Origin of the sequence: Bacteroides sp. Marseille-P3684, from assembly GCF_900291465.1 — a bacterium.
In the GTDB taxonomy this organism is placed as follows: Bacteria; Bacteroidota; Bacteroidia; order Bacteroidales; family Bacteroidaceae; genus Phocaeicola_A.
Genome location: NZ_LT985808.1, coordinates 2,664,075 through 2,681,031, shown reverse-complemented (window position 1 = coordinate 2,681,031; position 16,957 = coordinate 2,664,075). Strand labels below are relative to the sequence as shown.

At 50.5% G+C, this 16,957-nt stretch carries 10 protein-coding genes; all 10 read left to right on the top strand.

The genetic code is table 11. The features are described 5' to 3' along the window. Positions 1 to 23 precede the first annotated feature (23 nt). The 10 genes from C8275_RS10525 (at position 24) to C8275_RS10480 (ending at position 16,957) form a co-directional block, all read left to right on the top strand. On the top strand, positions 24 to 1,268 hold the full coding sequence (locus C8275_RS10525; protein ID WP_022385777.1) for an FtsX-like permease family protein: 1,245 nt from the start codon (positions 24 to 26) through the stop codon (positions 1,266 to 1,268). A gap of 211 nt (positions 1,269 to 1,479) precedes the next feature. Further along, the gene (locus tag C8275_RS10520; RefSeq protein WP_157948246.1) at positions 1,480 to 1,989 is read left to right on the top strand and encodes a hypothetical protein; all 510 of its coding nucleotides are present in this window, start codon (positions 1,480 to 1,482) and stop codon (positions 1,987 to 1,989) included. Between the two features lie 568 nt (positions 1,990 to 2,557). Next, positions 2,558 to 3,496, top strand: a complete 939-nt coding sequence (locus C8275_RS10515; protein WP_106485072.1) for a fimbrillin family protein — start codon at positions 2,558 to 2,560, stop codon at positions 3,494 to 3,496. A gap of 29 nt (positions 3,497 to 3,525) precedes the next feature. Further along, the gene (locus tag C8275_RS10510) at positions 3,526 to 7,029 is read left to right on the top strand and encodes a fimbrillin family protein (RefSeq protein WP_106485071.1); all 3,504 of its coding nucleotides are present in this window, start codon (positions 3,526 to 3,528) and stop codon (positions 7,027 to 7,029) included. A 21-nt stretch (positions 7,030 to 7,050) separates the two neighbouring features. After that, positions 7,051 to 7,959, top strand: coding sequence for a fimbrillin family protein (locus C8275_RS10505; RefSeq protein ID WP_157948244.1), 909 nt, complete (start codon positions 7,051 to 7,053; stop codon positions 7,957 to 7,959). A 184-nt stretch (positions 7,960 to 8,143) separates the two neighbouring features. Next, a complete protein-coding gene (locus tag C8275_RS10500; RefSeq protein WP_106625808.1) occupies positions 8,144 to 9,055 on the top strand; it encodes a DMT family transporter in 912 nt (303 codons plus the stop codon). Positions 9,056 to 9,069: 14 nt separating this feature from the next. After that, on the top strand, positions 9,070 to 9,966 hold the full coding sequence (locus C8275_RS10495; protein WP_106485069.1) for a DMT family transporter: 897 nt from the start codon (positions 9,070 to 9,072) through the stop codon (positions 9,964 to 9,966). Positions 9,967 to 10,088: 122 nt separating this feature from the next. Then, positions 10,089 to 11,759, top strand: a complete 1,671-nt coding sequence (locus tag C8275_RS10490; protein WP_106625807.1) for a glycogen/starch synthase — start codon at positions 10,089 to 10,091, stop codon at positions 11,757 to 11,759. A 43-nt stretch (positions 11,760 to 11,802) separates the two neighbouring features. Continuing rightward, positions 11,803 to 14,367 (top strand): alpha-glucan family phosphorylase, encoded by a 2,565-nt coding sequence (gene glgP / locus C8275_RS10485; protein WP_022385769.1) that lies wholly within the window; start codon positions 11,803 to 11,805, stop codon positions 14,365 to 14,367. Between the two features lie 340 nt (positions 14,368 to 14,707). Further along, complete coding sequence (locus tag C8275_RS10480; protein ID WP_106625806.1) at positions 14,708 to 16,957, top strand: aconitate hydratase; 2,250 nt, start codon at positions 14,708 to 14,710, stop codon at positions 16,955 to 16,957.

The following is a 16,957-nucleotide window of genomic DNA, read 5'->3' as shown; positions in this document are numbered from 1 at the left end:
CGACGTAAGAAACTCCTAGAACGATGAACTATAAATTCTTTCTGGCACGACGCATCTATGCCCAAGGCGAAAACAAACGTCAGGTGGCGAAACCTGCCATCCGCATTGCAATGATTGGCATGTCGCTGGGACTTGCCATCATGTTGGTGTCGGTGTGTGTGGTCATCGGGTTTAAGGATGAGGTGCGTTCCAAAGTCATTGGGTTCGGCTCTCACCTTCAAATCAGTAATTTCCGGGGAACACAATCCTATGAGACCTATCCCATCTCGGCAAATGACACCCTGCTGCATCGGTTGGCCGATGTGCCCGGTGTGTCGCACGTGCAACGTTTCTCCACGAAGCCGGGCATTATCAAGACCGATGACAGTTTCCAGGGGATGGTGTTGAAAGGTGTTGCCGGTGAATATCAGATGGATTTCTACCGACGTTACCTGTTGGAAGGAGAGATACCGGCATTTACCGACAGCGCGGCATCGAACCAGGTGCTGATTTCCCGTTTGTTGGCTGACAAGCTCCGGCTGAAGTTGGGAGATGCCATCTATACCTACTATATCAATGACAACGTGCGTGCCCGTCGGCTGAAGATTGCCGGCATCTATGAAACGAATTTTTCCGAGTACGACAAATTGTTTCTGATAGGCGACCTCTATACGGTCAACAGATTGAACGGGTGGCAGCCGGACCAGGTGAGCGGCATCGAGGTCTCCATTGCCGATTATGACAAGTTGGAGGACATGCGTTACGATGTGGGCAAAGTGGTCGATACGTTGGTGGACCGCTATGGAAACACCTACTTCACACAGACAATTCGCGACCTCAACCCCCAACTGTTCGCCTGGCTCGACGTGCTGGATGTCAACGTCTGGGTCATTCTGGTCCTGATGCTGGGAGTGGCAGGTTTTACGATGATTTCCGGGCTGTTGATCATTATCCTGGAACGTACGAATATGATTGGCGTCTTGAAGGCACTGGGTGCCAATAACCGTTCCATCCGTGAAATCTTTCTCTACTTTTCTACGTTCATTATCGGCAAAGGCATGCTGTGGGGGAATGTCATTGCCCTTGCCTTTTGCCTTTCGCAGAAATACTTCCGTTGGATAAAACTCGACCCTGCGAATTATTACCTGGACGCGGTTCCCATTCATTTCAATGTGGGCTTGTGGCTGCTGCTGAATGTGGCTACGCTGATTATTTCGGTAGCCATCCTGATAGGTCCTTCCTATCTGATATCACGTATCCATCCGGCCAAGTCCATCCGGTTTGAATGAGGCTGATTGTTGTCATGTAATTGTATTCTTTTTGAAATATCTTATGGCTCATTGGGCGCCGCCTTTGTCATTTTGTCTTGATTTGTATGCCTATTGTCTTCTTTTTGTTAAAAGATGGTAATGAAAAGTTCAAGACATTCTTTTCTCTTTTATTTTTACATCAGAGATATGTCTAATGCCATAATAAAGTCCTTGCAGAAAGGCGAGAGCCATGAAAATTCAGTTTGTAATTAGAGAGAGTTTGAGTGACATCGTCGATCAACTCTCCAACTCCGACTTCTGGGCAACGGAGATTCAATGCTTGCCCGGCAAGAAAATCATCAGAATCAAAGACCATGCTTACGATTTGTCGGCAACGGCAGAAGTCTTGCCTAAAGAGATTGTCATCCACACGGCATGGTCGAACTTCACTTATCGTATTTTCCAACGTGATGGGAAGGTCTGCTGCGAATATGAAGGAGCCTTCCGTGGACTGTTGGATCAGAAGTTGCTGCCCCACCTGACTCCGGTTGGCAACATCCTCGATTACGTCGTGCTGGAAAGTTCGCTGTACCAGCCGGGCGAACAAAAAACTCTGCGTGAATATGCCCGTGACAATGAACGGCAACGCAGCCTGCGTGAACAAAGTAAAGCTTCTTCGTCAAGTGTCGGAGGATATGCCGATAGGTCCTCAGCATACGGCTTTGCTCATTATCTGAAGGAAGATTTGCCCTCCAGCTGAAATGATTTTTACAAATAGTACGATTCCGATTACCCCTTCTCTTGCTTTCGGCAATGCAGAGAAGGGGTAATTTATTTAATCCAACTTGGTCATTCGACCATTTAAAGTTTCCTCTCGTTCCAACAGAGCAATCTACCCAACGTCCAATGACGGATTGAGGGCTTGAATGGCGTGTTGGGAGAGCCGGTCTCTGTGGTCTGACGCGGCAAAGACAGGGCTCTGGCAGGGGAAACGTAAGTGTTTGATAAACCAAGCCTGGGGTTTTGGCAGACTAAAGTACGGGATAGACCGGATTAAACCCCGGCTTAGACAGACCAAAGTATTATACTTAGGTAGGCTAAGTATAATACTTAGGGTGCCTAAGTATAATACTTTGGTCCATCAACCCCCAGGGCTTATCGGGTCAATCCCCCCAGGGTTATTGGATTAAACCTTTGTGTTGGGTTGGGAGAGGAACTGGGTTGTGTGGAGCTATTTTCATGTTTGGACTTAATTGAACCTTACTAAAAGTTGACCGTCGTGCGATAGTTTGCTACTTTTGTCATCCACTCATCAGAAAAGAACCTTTATGAAAAGAATAACAAATTGTATGCAGACGGTGGCAATGTGCCTGCTGCTGGGAGCCTGCTCATCGGGAGGAGGTGGAACTGACGAGATTCTTCCACCGTCGGAACCTGAACCTGAGAAACCCCTGCCCATTGCGTTGGACTGCTCTTCGACAGGTTATGCCGTGGCGCGGGCAACTGACGACGGCTTTGAGGCGGGAGATGCCGTCGGTGTGTTTGTGGTGAATTACGACCGGGAGCAGGCGGGCGCGTTGCAGCCTTCCGGCAACCATGTGCACAATATGCGTTTCAGCTATGGCGGTTCCTGGACGCCTGACGAACCGATTTATTGGTCGGACAATCGGACCAAGGCGGACTTTTATGTATACTATCCTTATCGGCAGACGGTTTCTGTGCATGACCTGACAGTGGACGTCCCTGCCGACCAGTCGACACCTGCCGGCTATAAGTCGGGGTATTTCCTGTGGGGGACAGCCGTCGGGGTATCTCCGACGAACCGTGCTGTGAGTGTGACGGTCAATCATGTGCTCAGCCAGGCACACATCTTGGTCAAACCCGGGAATGGCTTTACGGAGGAGAGCCTGGCGGAGGCCGAAGTCTCGGTAACGCTCAACGGATTGCAGACACGCGCGTCTGTCGACCTGGCGACAGGGAAGGTGGTGGCAAACGGTAAACCGCAGGCTTTGCGTCCGCTGAAAGAACAAGCGGGCTACAAGGCACTCGTTGTCCCGCAGACGGTTGCCGTGGAAGGGTTGGTGACCATCACCGTCGACGGCAAGGATTACAACCTGACGCAGGGGGAACAGCCCTCCGAGATGACCTTCCGTTCCGGCTATCGACATACTTTCACCATCACGGTCAACAAGACAAGTAATGGAATCAATGTGGGCATCGGCGGTTGGGAAGACGACGGAGTGGACCACGGGGGAGTGGCTGAATGAACATCGGATGAACAGAAAGAATACAAGCTATGAAGAACATCATTTATCATTATATGGGGATTCTCTGTCTCGTCCTGTTGGGCGGGCTGTCCGCCTGCAAGGAAGAGGCGGTCCTGTCGGGACAGGCAGAAAGAGTGCCGATTACCCTGGCAGGAGAGATTGACCAGCTGGCACTGACGCGTGTGGACGACGGCGGTTTCTGTGACGGTGACGTCATGGGCGTGTATGTCGTCGATTACCAGGGGAATGTCCCCGGAATCTTGCAGGACGCCGGCAACCGTGCCACCAATGTAAAGCATACATTCGATGAGGCTGCCTACCGTTGGGATGCTGCCTACGACATCTATTGGAAGGACGAACATACTCCCGTCGACATTTATGGCTATTATCCGTTTGCTTCCCCCGGGGATGTCAATGCGTACGAGTTTACGGTGCAGAAGGACCAGTCGCGTGCGGCCGAAGGAGGGGCACTGGGAGGTTATGAAGCCAGTGATTTCCTTTGGGGAAAAGCCGAGAAGATTGCTCCGACGGAGAAGGTCATCCGTCTGTCACTCCGTCACCGCATGAGCAATGCCCGCGTGACTCTGGCAAAAGGAGAGGGCTTTGCGGACGGTGAATGGGAGCGGCTGGAAAAGATGGTGCTGGTGAAGAATACCGTCCGCGATGCAACCATCGACCTGGCTACGGGGACGGTGACCCCCGTGGGAGACCCCGAAGAGACCGGAACCATCCCTTACACTCACGGGGGTGAATATCGCGCCATTGTCGTTCCACAGACGATCCCTGCCGGGAAGGAGCTGTTCGTCCTGACTGTCGGTGGAGTCAACTATACCTTTAAAAAGGCTGACGATTTCACTTATCAGGTCGGCAGGATGCATAACTTCACCATCCGGGTGGACAAGAAAAGTCCGGCAGGAGAGTATGTGTTCACACTGACGGGAGAGTCCGTCACGCCGTGGGAGGCGGACCTTGCCTCGCATGATGCGACGGCGAAGGAGTACATCATCATTGATTCGGAAGCGGGGCATTTGCGGGAGGCCATCCTTGCTGCCAATAAGGATTTTCGTGAACTGCGTAACCTGAAGATTACCGGTGAGATAAACGGAGTGGACTTTTACTTCATGCGCGACTCGATGGACTATCTGCAGTCCCTCAACCTGAAAGAGGTCAAGATAGCCCGTACGGACACGTTGCTCCACTATGGTACGGGCGCCTTGCAACGCCGTACGTACGATGAGGACGAGATACCCGAAGGGGCATTGGGAGGCAAGGAGAGCCTGTACCGCCTGATTCTGCCCGACCGCCTGAAAGTAATCAATTGTGCCGCCTTCGAAGGCTGCAAGAACCTTTCCGGTTCGTTGACTATTCCGGAGGGTGTGACGGATATCTATGCCGGCGCTTTCGTAGACTGCCAGTCGTTCACGGGGATACTCACCCTGCCCTCTACGCTGAAACGGCTGGGGCACGGGGAGGAGAAGTATTGGTATGGCGGTCCGTTCAAGAATTGCAAGTTTGCCTGTGAGCTGAAACTGCCCACCGGGCTGGAGTACATTGGCGACAACTGTTTTGAGTTCTGTGCCAATCTGTATGGCAGCCTGCATCTGCCGGAGAACTTGCAGCACATCGGCGATTATGCGTTTGCCGACTGTTCCGGACTGACCGGCAGCCTGGAGATTCCCCAAGGCGTGACGACTCTTATGGACAACGTGTTCGAACGTTGTGGCTTTGACGGGACCCTGCAACTGCATGACGGCATTACCACCATCGGCAAGCATGCGTTCAGCAGATGCCATTTCAAGGGAGAGCTTGTCCTGCCGAAAGACTTGCTGGTGCTCAATGACTATGTGTTTGACGGATGCGACTTTTCGGGCGTGCTCGTCTTGCCGAAGAGGCTCCGTTCCATTGGAAACTATGTGTTTGGAAGTCCGGACGGGGGCTCCAACTGGCGTTTGTCGGGGATACTGGAAATTCCGGAAGAGGTACTGACCATCGGGCAGTATGCCTTCTATGAATGTAAGGGACTTGAAGGGATTGTCTTCTCTGCCGGGGTGGAGAGCATCATGAACAATGCGTTCTATATGTGTACCGGACTGGGCGGTATCGTTTGCAAGGGGACCGTTCCGCCTTATGTCCAGGGGAAAGCTTTTGACGGGGTGCCCAAGGACAACTTTGCCGTGGAGGTGCCCGAGTCGTCGGTGCAACAGTATCAAGCAGAACCGGGATGGAGTGAGTTCAAACGCATCACGGCTCATCATGAGCTGGTGTGCCGTCCTGCACTGGCTTGTGCCATCAATACCGAGTGCAAGCGTACGCTGGTGATTGACTCCGAGGGCGAGTGGACGGTAGACTCCATGCCGGACTGGTGCAGCCTGTCTGCTACGTCAGGCAATCGGAAGACCGAGCTGACACTGACCATCCATGCCATGAACCGAGGTGCACAACAGCGCACCGGCGAGATTGTCTTCCGTCTGACGGACAAGGATTATACCGCCCGATGCACTGTTTCCCAGTATGACTATGAATATGATGAAGATGAAGTGGTCACCTTGCAGCGTGCGACCAAGGGGAACGGGGTCAATCTGGTCTTCCTGGGAGATGGCTTCAATGCAGAAGACATTGCGCGCGGAGATTACCTGAAAGCCATGAACGAGCAGGTGGAACATTTCTTCGCCATCGAGCCTTATACGACCTATCGCGACTACTTCAACGTCTATACGGCCATCGCCCTCTCTCCGGAGAGTGGAATCGGGACGGTCAATACAATCCGTTACTCCAAGTTTGGGACGACGTTCACGGGAGGAGTCGGTTTGCGGTGTGACTATGATGCCGTGTTCCAGTATGTGGTGGACATGCGCACTCCGGTAACCCGGGACAATCTCAACCGGGCCTTGATTGTGATGACTCCCAACACGACCGATTACGGCGGCATCTGCCAGATGTGGGATGACGGTTCTGCCATTGCGTTCTGTCCCATGAGCAACTACGGTTACCCGTATGATGCACGCGGAGTCATCCAGCATGAGGCTGGTGGACATGGCTTTGGCAAACTGGGTGATGAATACATCTATCACAACGAATTCATAGACTTCTGTTCATGTACTTGTTGCGGACATGTCGAAGCCTTCAATGTGGCGAAAGCCAATGGTTGGTATGACAACCTGGCCCTGACGGGCAAGATGCACGAGGTGCCCTGGAGTCATCTCATCTTTGACGACCGTTATAGTGACATTGTAGACGTGTTCGAAGGAGGGTTCATGCACAATCGCGGGGTATGGCGTTCAGAGCAAAACAGCTGTATGAATAACGACATACCCTATTACAGTACCATCAGCCGCGAATCAATCGTGCGCCGTATCCTGACATACGCCGGCGAGGAATACACGTTCGAGAAATTTGTCGCCAACGACAAGCGCAGTGCCGGTGCTGCCACACGTGTTGTCGTTCCACCCTACGCCGGATATGGTGCCAGGGGAGCTCATTACGCTCCGCAGATACATCGGGGCTCGCCTTCCATCCGCCGTTCGGTTCAGTAGTAAGATTAAATGAGGAAAACGATGAAAACAGTTCTATTTTTGAGTATAGCCTGGACATTCCTGTCGGTAGCAGCCTGCACCGGACAGGAGGAGCCGGAAATGATGCAACCGGAAAGCACGGCAGACAGGATGCGGTTTGACGTCCGCTATCCGGAAGTCGGAACAGCGCCTTCCCGGGTTGCGGACAATCACTTTGATTCCGGTGACAGCATCGGTCTCTACGTCGCTGTTTCCGGACAGCCGTTGGAGCCGGCGGGCAACGAGGTGAACAATGCTCCGCTGACGTGGAAGGACACCTCCGGTTGGCAGGCTCCCCAACCCATCTATTGGAATGGAGGGACGTATGACGTATTTGCCTATTACCCTTACACGTCGTCCGTCACTTCCGTTGACGACTATCCTTTTGAAGTTGAGTTGGACCAGAACCGTCCTGCCACCGATGTGCGTCCGGGCGGATACGAGGCAAGTGATTTCCTCTTTGCCTCAGCCCGTGGTCAGGAGGCTGGAACAGAATCCGTGACCTTGCAGTTCCGTCACATCCTGAGCAAGCTTCAGGTCCGTCTGATCAAAGGAGAAGATTTTGAAGGCGAGCTGCCTGACGATGCTGAAGTCTATATCCATCATACTGTCCCCTCGGCAACCATTGACCTCAGTGTGGGGATTGCCACAAAATATGCCTATGGGTCCGAGCAGACGATTCGTGCCCGTTCCTTGGGCGGGCATAAATATGCTGCCATCATTGTTCCGCAACGGCTGCCCGGTCGTCGTCCTCTGTTGGAAGTAGTCATGAAAGGAGTATCTTATTTGGTTGAAAGCAGTTTTGTATTTAAGCCGGGCATAGAGCATGTGCTCTCCGTGGTCATCGACAAGAACCCCGAACAGGTGAAGATAGAAATCGGCGGGGAGATTGAGGCCTGGGAGCCGGTATAGGCAGATGGGACCTCCAGTCCCGAGGTCCAACCGGAAATTATCGGCGGGCGGGAAAAACAGTTTGACCGGGCATCCCGCCCTGCCTGATGATTCCGTGTTGCCGTCAGGCGAAAAATTCGGCAGATTCAGGGAAGGAGTTCCCGTGAATATATGTACCTTTGCGGACTTTTAAATGATAGAGGTAATGTTTAGTGCTAAAACGAAAGGTTTTACGTGTGGCATCATAGCTGCCGTCACCTACGGGATGAATCCTTTGTTTACCCTTCCGTTGTATGAGGAAGGTCTGAATGCCGACTCCGTCTTGTTCTATCGCTATGGATTGGCAATTGTCTTGTTGGCCCTGTTGATGAAGTGGAAGGGCGAGTCGTTCCGGTTGCAGAAGAAGGAAATTATTCCTCTGGTGCTTGCCGGGTTGATTTTCTCCAGTTCATCACTGCTGTTGTTTTTGAGCTATAACTATATGGATGCCGGCATTGCCTCGACCATCCTGTTCGTCTATCCGGTTCTGGTTGCTCTCATCATGATGATTTGCTTTCATGAACGCATCTCACCCATTGTGTGGGGAGGCATCCTGTTGGCTTTGTGCGGTATCTCATTCCTTTCAAAGGGAACCGACGGTGCTCCATTGAGCCTGGTCGGTCTGGCCTTTGTCCTGTTGTCATCCTTGTCATACGCCGTTTATATTGTGGGCGTCAACCAGTCCATTCTGAAAAATATCTCCATCATGCGCCTGACTTTCTATGCGCTGGTTTTCGGAGTTTTGATTTATGTCGTCCGCCTGGACTTCTGCATGAACCTTGTGCCGGTGCGTTCGGTCGGCGGATGGTGCAATGTGTTGGCATTGGCTTCACTCCCGACGGTCGTCTCGCTGATGTGTACGACCACTGCCATTCATCACATAGGCTCCACGCCGACAGCCATTCTCGGTGCCTTAGAGCCGGTCACCGCCCTCTTCTTTGGGGTAACCTTGTTCCATGAGCAACTGACGCCGAAGATTATGTTGGGTATTCTGATGGTTCTGACCGCCGTCACTTTAATAGTTGTAGAAAAACCGGTGCGCGAGCGTTTGAGACAACGCCTGAGGCATCTGCGATAAAATTCTGTTTGTCTATGAAGTCAGTCAAAGGGCTTGTTTACGCAATTGTGTCGTCCGCTACATTCGGACTTGTACCTTTTTTCGCATTGCCGGCTATCCATGCCGGGGTGGCAGTCAATACGGTTGTGTTCCTCCGTTTCTTTCTCTCGTTCCTGGCGATGGGAGTCGTCCTGCTGATAAAGGGAACCTCGTTCAAGGTAACAAAGAATGAATATAAGATGCTGTGTCTGCTCAGTATCTTCTATGCGGCAACTTCCATGTTGCTGACGCTTTCCTACCTGTACATTCCCAGTGGGATGGCAACAACCATCCATTTCCTCTATCCGGTTCTGGTGACACTGATTATGATATTGCTGTTCAAGGAACGTGGAAATTGGGTCATTTACCTGGCCACTGCACTGGCGGTGGTCGGTGTAGGCTTTCTGGGCAATTCCGGTGAGGGGGCAAGCTTCAATACCGTCGGGCTGACTCTCGCCCTGATAACGGTCTGCACGTATGCCACCTATATTGTAGGTATCCAGAAGTTCCGCTTACGTGACATGGACGGGCTGAAGATGACCTTTTACGTCTTGCTCAATTGTGCCATTATCTTCTTCATCAATGTTCTGGTTCAGGATGGAAGCTTTTCGCCTATCCCCGATGTCTCGACAGGCATTCATCTGGTCCTGTTGGCATTGGTTCCTACGCTGGTGTCCGATTTGACCCTGATTCTTGCCGTGAAGCGGGTAGGCTCCACGACGACTGCCATTTTGGGTTGTATGGAGCCGTTGACGGCAGTGGTGATGGGTGTGACCTTCTTGGGCGAGACGTGCAGCCTGTTGCAGGTTATGGGCATCGTCGTGGTACTGTTTGCCGTAATTCTGGCAATTGTGGGGACACAGTTGAAGCGCCAAAAGGAGAAAGCAGCTTGATGTTGCTGTTGGAAAACTGAAGGCTTTCAGGAGATAAATCGTTCACTTTGAGAGCCAAAAATATAATGTTTTTTTATTTTTATCGGAGAGATTTTATATCTTTGCAAAAAATTTTCGAGATTATGGGAGTACATAACTTAAGCCCCGGTTACATTTTCGAATCAAGTTGGGAAGTATGTAACAAGGTGGGTGGCATATATACCGTTCTTTCAACAAGAGCAAAGACCCTGCATGAGAAGTTTGGAGATCACCTCTTTTTTATAGGACCGGATGTATGGAAAGGGAAGAGCAATCCCTTATTTTTAGAAGATGATGAGCTGTATAAAGAGTGGTTGTCAAGTGCCCGTGAGCAAGAGCAGCTGGAAATACGGGCAGGACGTTGGAACATTCCCGGGAAACCTGTTGTCTTCCTGGTTGATTTCAATGGCTTTTATGCAGTAAAGAATGAAATATACACGCAAGCCTGGCTCGATTTCAAGGTCGATTCACTGCATGCCTACGGCGATTATGACGAGGCTTCGATGTTTTCCTACGCAGCAGGAAGGGTTGTTGAAAGCTATTTCCGTTACCATAAGCTGACCGCTGCCGATCAGGTCATCTACCAGGCTCATGAATGGATGACCGGTCTGGGTGCCCTTTATATTCATAAGCATGTCCCTGAAATAGCAACCATCTTCACGACGCACGCTACTTCAATCGGTCGTTCCATTGCCGGTAATAACAAACCTTTGTATGATTATCTGTTCGCTTACAATGGCGACCAGATGGCTGAAGAGCTGAATATGCAGTCCAAACACTCCATAGAGAAGCAGACCGCACATCATGTCGACTGTTTTACAACTGTCAGCGAAATTACGGCCAATGAATGTCGGGAATTGTTGGACAAGCCGGTGGATGTAGTCTTGATGAACGGTTTTGAAGACGATTTCGTGCCGAAGGGCAACAGCTATGCAGCCAAGCGTAAAAAGGCACGTGCGGCTTTGCTTAATCTGGCAAACAAGTTGTTGGGGACAAATCTGGGCGATGATACGATTCTGGTAAGTACCAGTGGACGTTATGAGTTCAAGAACAAGGGACAGGATGTCTATTTGGAAGCCATGAACCGTTTGAACCGCGATAAGAACCTGAACAAGGATGTGGTTGCCTTTGTCACTGTCCCCGGTTGGGTCGGTGAACCTCGCGAAGACCTGAAAGAACGGTTGAACAGCAAGCAGACATTCGATACTCCTCTTTATTGTCCCTTCGTAACTCACTGGTTGCACGACATGAGCAATGACAAAGTGCTGGACCAGCTGAAATACCTGGGCATGGCGAATGCTCCGGCAGACAAAGTGAAGATTATCTTCCTTCCGTGTTATCTGGATGGGAACGATGGTATCCTGAATTTCTCCTATTATGATATTATCTTGGGCAATGACCTGACGATTTATCCTTCCTATTACGAACCGTGGGGATATACCCCGCTGGAGAGTATCGCTTTCCACGTACCGACCATTACGACCGATCTGGCAGGTTTCGGGTTGTGGGCAAACTCCTTGAAGACAGATGGCAGCTATAGTACGTTGGCTGACGGGGTGAAAGTGATCCACCGTTCGGACTATAACTATTCAGAAGTGGCGGATGCCATCAAGGATACGGTGACGGATTTCTCCCATCTTTCAGACAAGGAGATAAAGGATATACGGAAACGGGCTGCCGCCATCTCGGAGAAGGCATTGTGGAAACACTTCATCGAATATTATTACGACGCATACGATGTGGCTTTGCAGAAAGTGAAAGCCCGTCTGTCTTGAGATGCAATTAAAAATAGAACTAAACAAATAACTTCGATTTATTATGAAAGTCAAGATTAGTAACGCAAATATTCCAAGTTGGAAAGAGGTTACTGTAAAGTCTAGAATCCCTGATGAACTGAAGAAGTTGTCGGAACTCTCACGCAACATGTGGTGGTCGTGGAATCATGAGGCAACGGATCTGTTTGAGGATTTGAACCCTGCTCTTTGGAAAGAAGTTGGTCAGAACCCGGTTTTGTTGCTGGAGCATTTGAGCTACGAACAGTTGGAAGAGCTGGCAAAGGATAAAGTCATCCTTAAGCGCATGGATGAGGTCTATGACAACTTCCGTGCTTACATGGATGTGGAACCGGACAAGACCCGTCCTTCCGTGGCTTATTTCTGTATGGAATATGGTTTGAGCCATGTGCTGAAAATCTATTCAGGAGGTTTGGGTATATTGGCCGGCGACTACATGAAGGAGGCTTCGGACAGTAATGTCAACATGTGCGGTATTGGTCTGCTCTATCGTCATGGCTATTTTACCCAGACGTTGGCAATGGACGGACAGCAGATTGCAAACTATGAAGCCCAAAATTTCGGAAGCCTGCCGATTGAGCGCGTCATGGACAAGAATGGCCAGCCGTTGGTTGTGAAGGTTCCTTACATGAACTATTGGGTACATGCTTATATCTGGCGCGTGAATGTGGGCCGTATTCCTTTGTACCTGATGGATACGGACAATGAGATGAACAGTGAGTTTGACCGTCCGATTACTTCACAGCTGTATGGTGGTGACTGGGAAAACCGTCTGAAACAGGAGATTCTGCTGGGTATCGGTGGTATGCTGACGCTGGAAGCTTTGGGTATTGAGAAGGATATCTACCACTGCAATGAGGGTCACGCCGCTCTTTGTAACTTGAAACGTCTGTGCGATTTCGTAGAGAAGGGTCTGACTTTCGACGAAGCACTCGAACTGGTTCGCTCTTCTTCCCTCTACACGGTACATACTCCGGTTCCTGCCGGTCACGATTATTTTGATGAAGGTTTGTTTGGCAAGTATATGGGCGGTTACCCGCAGATGTTGGGCATCAGCTGGGATGACTTGATGGATTTGGGCCGTATGAACCCGGGTGACCACAACGAACGGTTCTGCATGTCAACTTTTGCTTGCAATACATGTCAGGAAGTGAACGGCGTGAGCAAGTTGCACGGTAAAGTGTCTCAGGCGATGTTTGCCGGTATCTGGAAAGGATATTATCCGGAAGAGAACCATGTCGGCTATGTGACGAACGGTGTACACTTCCAGACCTGGTGTGCTACGGAGTGGCAGGATTTGTATAACAGACATTTCGATGCCCACTTCTTGTCTGATTTGTCAAACCCGAAGATTTGGGAGAAGATTTACGATGTACCCGATGAAGAGATTTGGGCTACCCGTCAGATTCTGAAGAAGAAACTGATTGACTACATCCGCAAGTCGTTCCGTGAAGACTGGTTGAAGCGTCAAGGTGATCCCTCTCGTGTTGTTTCGGTGATGGAGAAGATCAACCCGAATGCACTGCTCATCGGTTTCGGACGTCGTTTCGCTACCTATAAGCGCGCCCACTTGTTGTTTACCGATTTGGACCGTTTGGCAAAAATCGTGAACAATCCCGATTATCCCGTACAGTTCCTCTTTACCGGTAAGGCTCACCCGCACGATGGAGCCGGTCAGGGCTTGATCAAACAGATTGTTGAGATTTCCCGCCGTCCCGAGTTCCTGGGCAAGATTATCTTCCTGGAGAACTATGACATGAAGTTGGCACGTCGCCTGATTTCAGGTGTGGATATTTGGTTGAACACGCCGACCCGTCCGCTGGAAGCATCCGGTACATCGGGTGAAAAGGCTTTGATGAATGGTGTCATCAACTTCTCCGTGCTCGATGGCTGGTGGCTGGAAGGCTACCGCGAAGGTGCCGGATGGGCGTTAACGGATAAACGTACCTATGAAAATCAGGCATATCAGGATGAACTGGATGCTGCTACCATCTACAGTCTGCTTGAGACAGAAATTCTGCCGTTGTATTATGCCCGCAACCGGAAAGGCTATTCAGAAGGTTGGGTACGTACCATCAAGAATTCGATTGCACAGATTGCTCCTCACTACACCATGAAGCGTCAGTTGGATGATTACTATGAGAAGTTCTACTGCAAGGAGGCTGCCCGTTATCACCACCTGCTGGAAGACAACTATGCCAAGGCAAAAGAACTTGCAGCATGGAAGTTGGCTGTAGCTGAACGTTGGGACAGCATTCAGGTCATCTCGACAGCACGTTCGGAAGCGTTGCTTGAAGGAGGCGTTGAGAGCGGTAAGGAATATACAATGACGCTCGTACTGGATGAGAAAGGTCTGAATGACGCCATCGGTGTAGAGCTGGTAACCATGCATAAGGACAAGGATGGTCAGGAGCACATCTACTCGGTAGAACCGATGGAAGTCGTGAAGCAGGAAGGCAACTTGTACACCTTCCAGTGTGTGCATGTGCTGAACAATGCCGGAAGCTTCAGCCTTTCCTACCGTATGTTCCCGAAGCATCCTGAGTTGCCTCATCGTCAAGACTTCTGCTATGTACGCTGGTTTACTTGATTAGAAGCTTGCTTGAAACATAAATAGAGGTGCCGTGACAAAGGTGTTGCCAAAAGAAGCAGCCTGTTGTCACGGCACTTTTTTTATGCCTGCGCCGCTGGATGCATGGCTTTCCCTTTACCCTGCTGAATAGAGGTGCTTATTGCGTATGAAGATTGGGAATCTGGAGAGAGAATTATGGGCAGGAATACCATGGAACGGAGTATTGTGTACGTATGACACCCTAAAAATAATTGCATTTTATCGCACTAAAACTTTTGAATTGATATTATAACTCTTATATTTGCGAGGTAGTAATTAATACAATTCTGAAATAAACTAACAAATGGAAAGGGAAAATATGGTACAAGATTTATCAATGTTACAGGAGTTCTATGAAGCGTATGCGGCTAAAATCGGGAGAATTAGAGAGAAATTAGCTCGCCCGCTGACTTATGCGGAGAAAATATTATATACACATCTCTATGGTGACGCAGACTTACGCTCGTTCAAACGGGGAGAAGATTATGTGAATTTTCGCCCCAATCGCGTGGCCATGCAGGATGCAACGGCGCAGATGGCCCTTCTGCAATTCATGAATGCAGGAAAAGATCGGGTGGCTGTTCCGTCAACGGTTCATTGTGATCACCTCATTCAAGCCTATCGTGGAGCCAAAGTCGATTTGCCTGAGGCACTGACTACGAATAAGGAGGTCTACGACTTCCTGCAATCGGTTGCTTCCCGTTACGGTATCGGGTTCTGGAAGCCCGGAGCCGGTATCATTCACCAGGTCGTGCTGGAAAATTATGCTTTCCCCGGCGGTATGATGGTTGGAACTGACTCGCATACTCCCAATGCCGGTGGACTGGGTATGGTTGCAATCGGAGTAGGAGGGGCTGATGCCGTCGATGTAATGACCGGGATGGAATGGGAGCTGAAGATGCCACGCCTTATCGGTGTGCACCTTACCGGCAAACTTTCCGGTTGGGCATCTCCAAAGGATATTATTCTCAAACTGGCAGGTATCCTTACCGTAAAGGGTGGAACAAATGCCATCATTGAATATTTCGGTGAAGGGGCTGACAGCCTGTCTGCTACCGGTAAGGCTACCATCTGTAACATGGGAGCCGAGGTAGGAGCAACCACTTCACTTTTCCCCTATGACGAATCGATGGCTGTTTACCTTCGTGCAACCGGACGTGATGTCGTAGCACGTATGGCAGATGATGTGAAGGGAGACCTGCGTGCCGATGCCGAAGTTACTGCGAATCCGGAGCAGTATTATGATCGTGTGATAAACATCGACCTTTCAACCTTGGAACCTTATATTAATGGTCCGTTTACTCCTGATGCAGCTTGCCCTATTTCGGAGTTTGCCCGTAAGGTAAAGGAGAATGGCTACCCGCAGCGGATGGAGGTGGGCTTGATTGGTTCGTGTACCAACTCGTCCTACCAGGACCTGAGTCGTGCAGCTTCCTTGGCGCGTCAGGTGCAGACGAAGCATCTGCAGAGCGCATCGCCTCTGATTGTGAATCCCGGTTCGGAGAAAATACGTGCAACAGCTTTACGTGACGGTTTGATTGAACTCTTCCAAGAGATGGGGGCAACCATAATGACCAATGCCTGTGGTCCCTGTATCGGACAATGGAAGCGGGTGGGTGATGCGACACGTCCCAACTCCATCGTGACTTCGTTCAACCGGAACTTTGCCAAACGGGCTGATGGAAATCCGAATACGCATGCCTTTGTTGCCTCCCCTGAACTGACGGTGGCACTGACGATTGCCGGAGACCTTTGCTTCAATCCGTTGACTGATACCTTGGTGAACAAGGACGGTGAGGCTGTCCGCTTGGATCCTCCTCAGGGAGATGAATTGCCGAAGGCAGGATTTGCTCGGGGCAGTGAGGGATATGTCGCTCCGACCGGTGCCGGGCAGGAGGTTGTCATTGCTCCTGACTCGAAGCGTCTGCAACGGTTGATGCCTTTCCCTGCATGGGATGGCAATGATTTGCTCAATATGCCGCTGTTGCTGAAGGCGAAAGGGAAGTGTACGACCGATCATATTTCCATGGCCGGACCGTGGTTGCGTTTCCGTGGACACTTGGAGAATATTTCCGATAACATGCTGATGGGCGCAGTGAACGCATTCAATGGGGAGACCAACAGCGCGTGGAACCGTCTGACCGGTCAGTATGAGGCTGTATCGGCTGTCGCTAAACAATACAAGTCTCAAGGCATCTCTTCGATTGTTGTGGCTGAGGAGAACTACGGCGAAGGTTCCAGCCGTGAACATGCTGCAATGGAACCGCGCTTCCTCAATGTGAAGGTTATTCTGGCCAAGAGCTTTGCCCGCATTCATGAGACCAATCTGAAGAAACAGGGAATGCTTGCCCTTACATTCGCAGACAAGGCGGACTATGACCGTATCCGCGAAAAGGACCGCCTCTCGGTTATCGGCTTGAAGGAGTTTGCACCCGGACGTCCCTTGCAGGTACGTGTATTGCATGAGGATGGGACTGAAGAAACATTTGCTGTACAGCATACTTATAATGAACAGCAGATTGCCTGGTTCCGTGCCGGATCGGCTTTGAATGCAAACCAACACAAATAG

Excerpts from the sequence above, each read along its gene's own strand:
- C8275_RS10500 (WP_106625808.1), top strand. The coding sequence starts at position 8,144 with ATGTTTAGTGCTAAAACGAAAGGTTTTACGTGTGGCATCATAGCTGCC.
- C8275_RS10495 (WP_106485069.1), top strand. The coding sequence starts at position 9,070 with ATGAAGTCAGTCAAAGGGCTTGTTTACGCAATTGTGTCGTCCGCTACA.
- C8275_RS10515 (WP_106485072.1), top strand. The coding sequence starts at position 2,558 with ATGAAAAGAATAACAAATTGTATGCAGACGGTGGCAATGTGCCTGCTG.
- C8275_RS10525 (WP_022385777.1), top strand. The coding sequence starts at position 24 with ATGAACTATAAATTCTTTCTGGCACGACGCATCTATGCCCAAGGCGAA.
- glgP (WP_022385769.1), top strand. The coding sequence starts at position 11,803 with ATGAAAGTCAAGATTAGTAACGCAAATATTCCAAGTTGGAAAGAGGTT.
- C8275_RS10520 (WP_157948246.1), top strand. The coding sequence starts at position 1,480 with ATGAAAATTCAGTTTGTAATTAGAGAGAGTTTGAGTGACATCGTCGAT.
- C8275_RS10490 (WP_106625807.1), top strand. The coding sequence starts at position 10,089 with ATGGGAGTACATAACTTAAGCCCCGGTTACATTTTCGAATCAAGTTGG.
- C8275_RS10480 (WP_106625806.1), top strand. The coding sequence starts at position 14,708 with ATGGTACAAGATTTATCAATGTTACAGGAGTTCTATGAAGCGTATGCG.
- C8275_RS10505 (WP_157948244.1), top strand. The coding sequence starts at position 7,051 with ATGAAAACAGTTCTATTTTTGAGTATAGCCTGGACATTCCTGTCGGTA.
- C8275_RS10510 (WP_106485071.1), top strand. The coding sequence starts at position 3,526 with ATGAAGAACATCATTTATCATTATATGGGGATTCTCTGTCTCGTCCTG.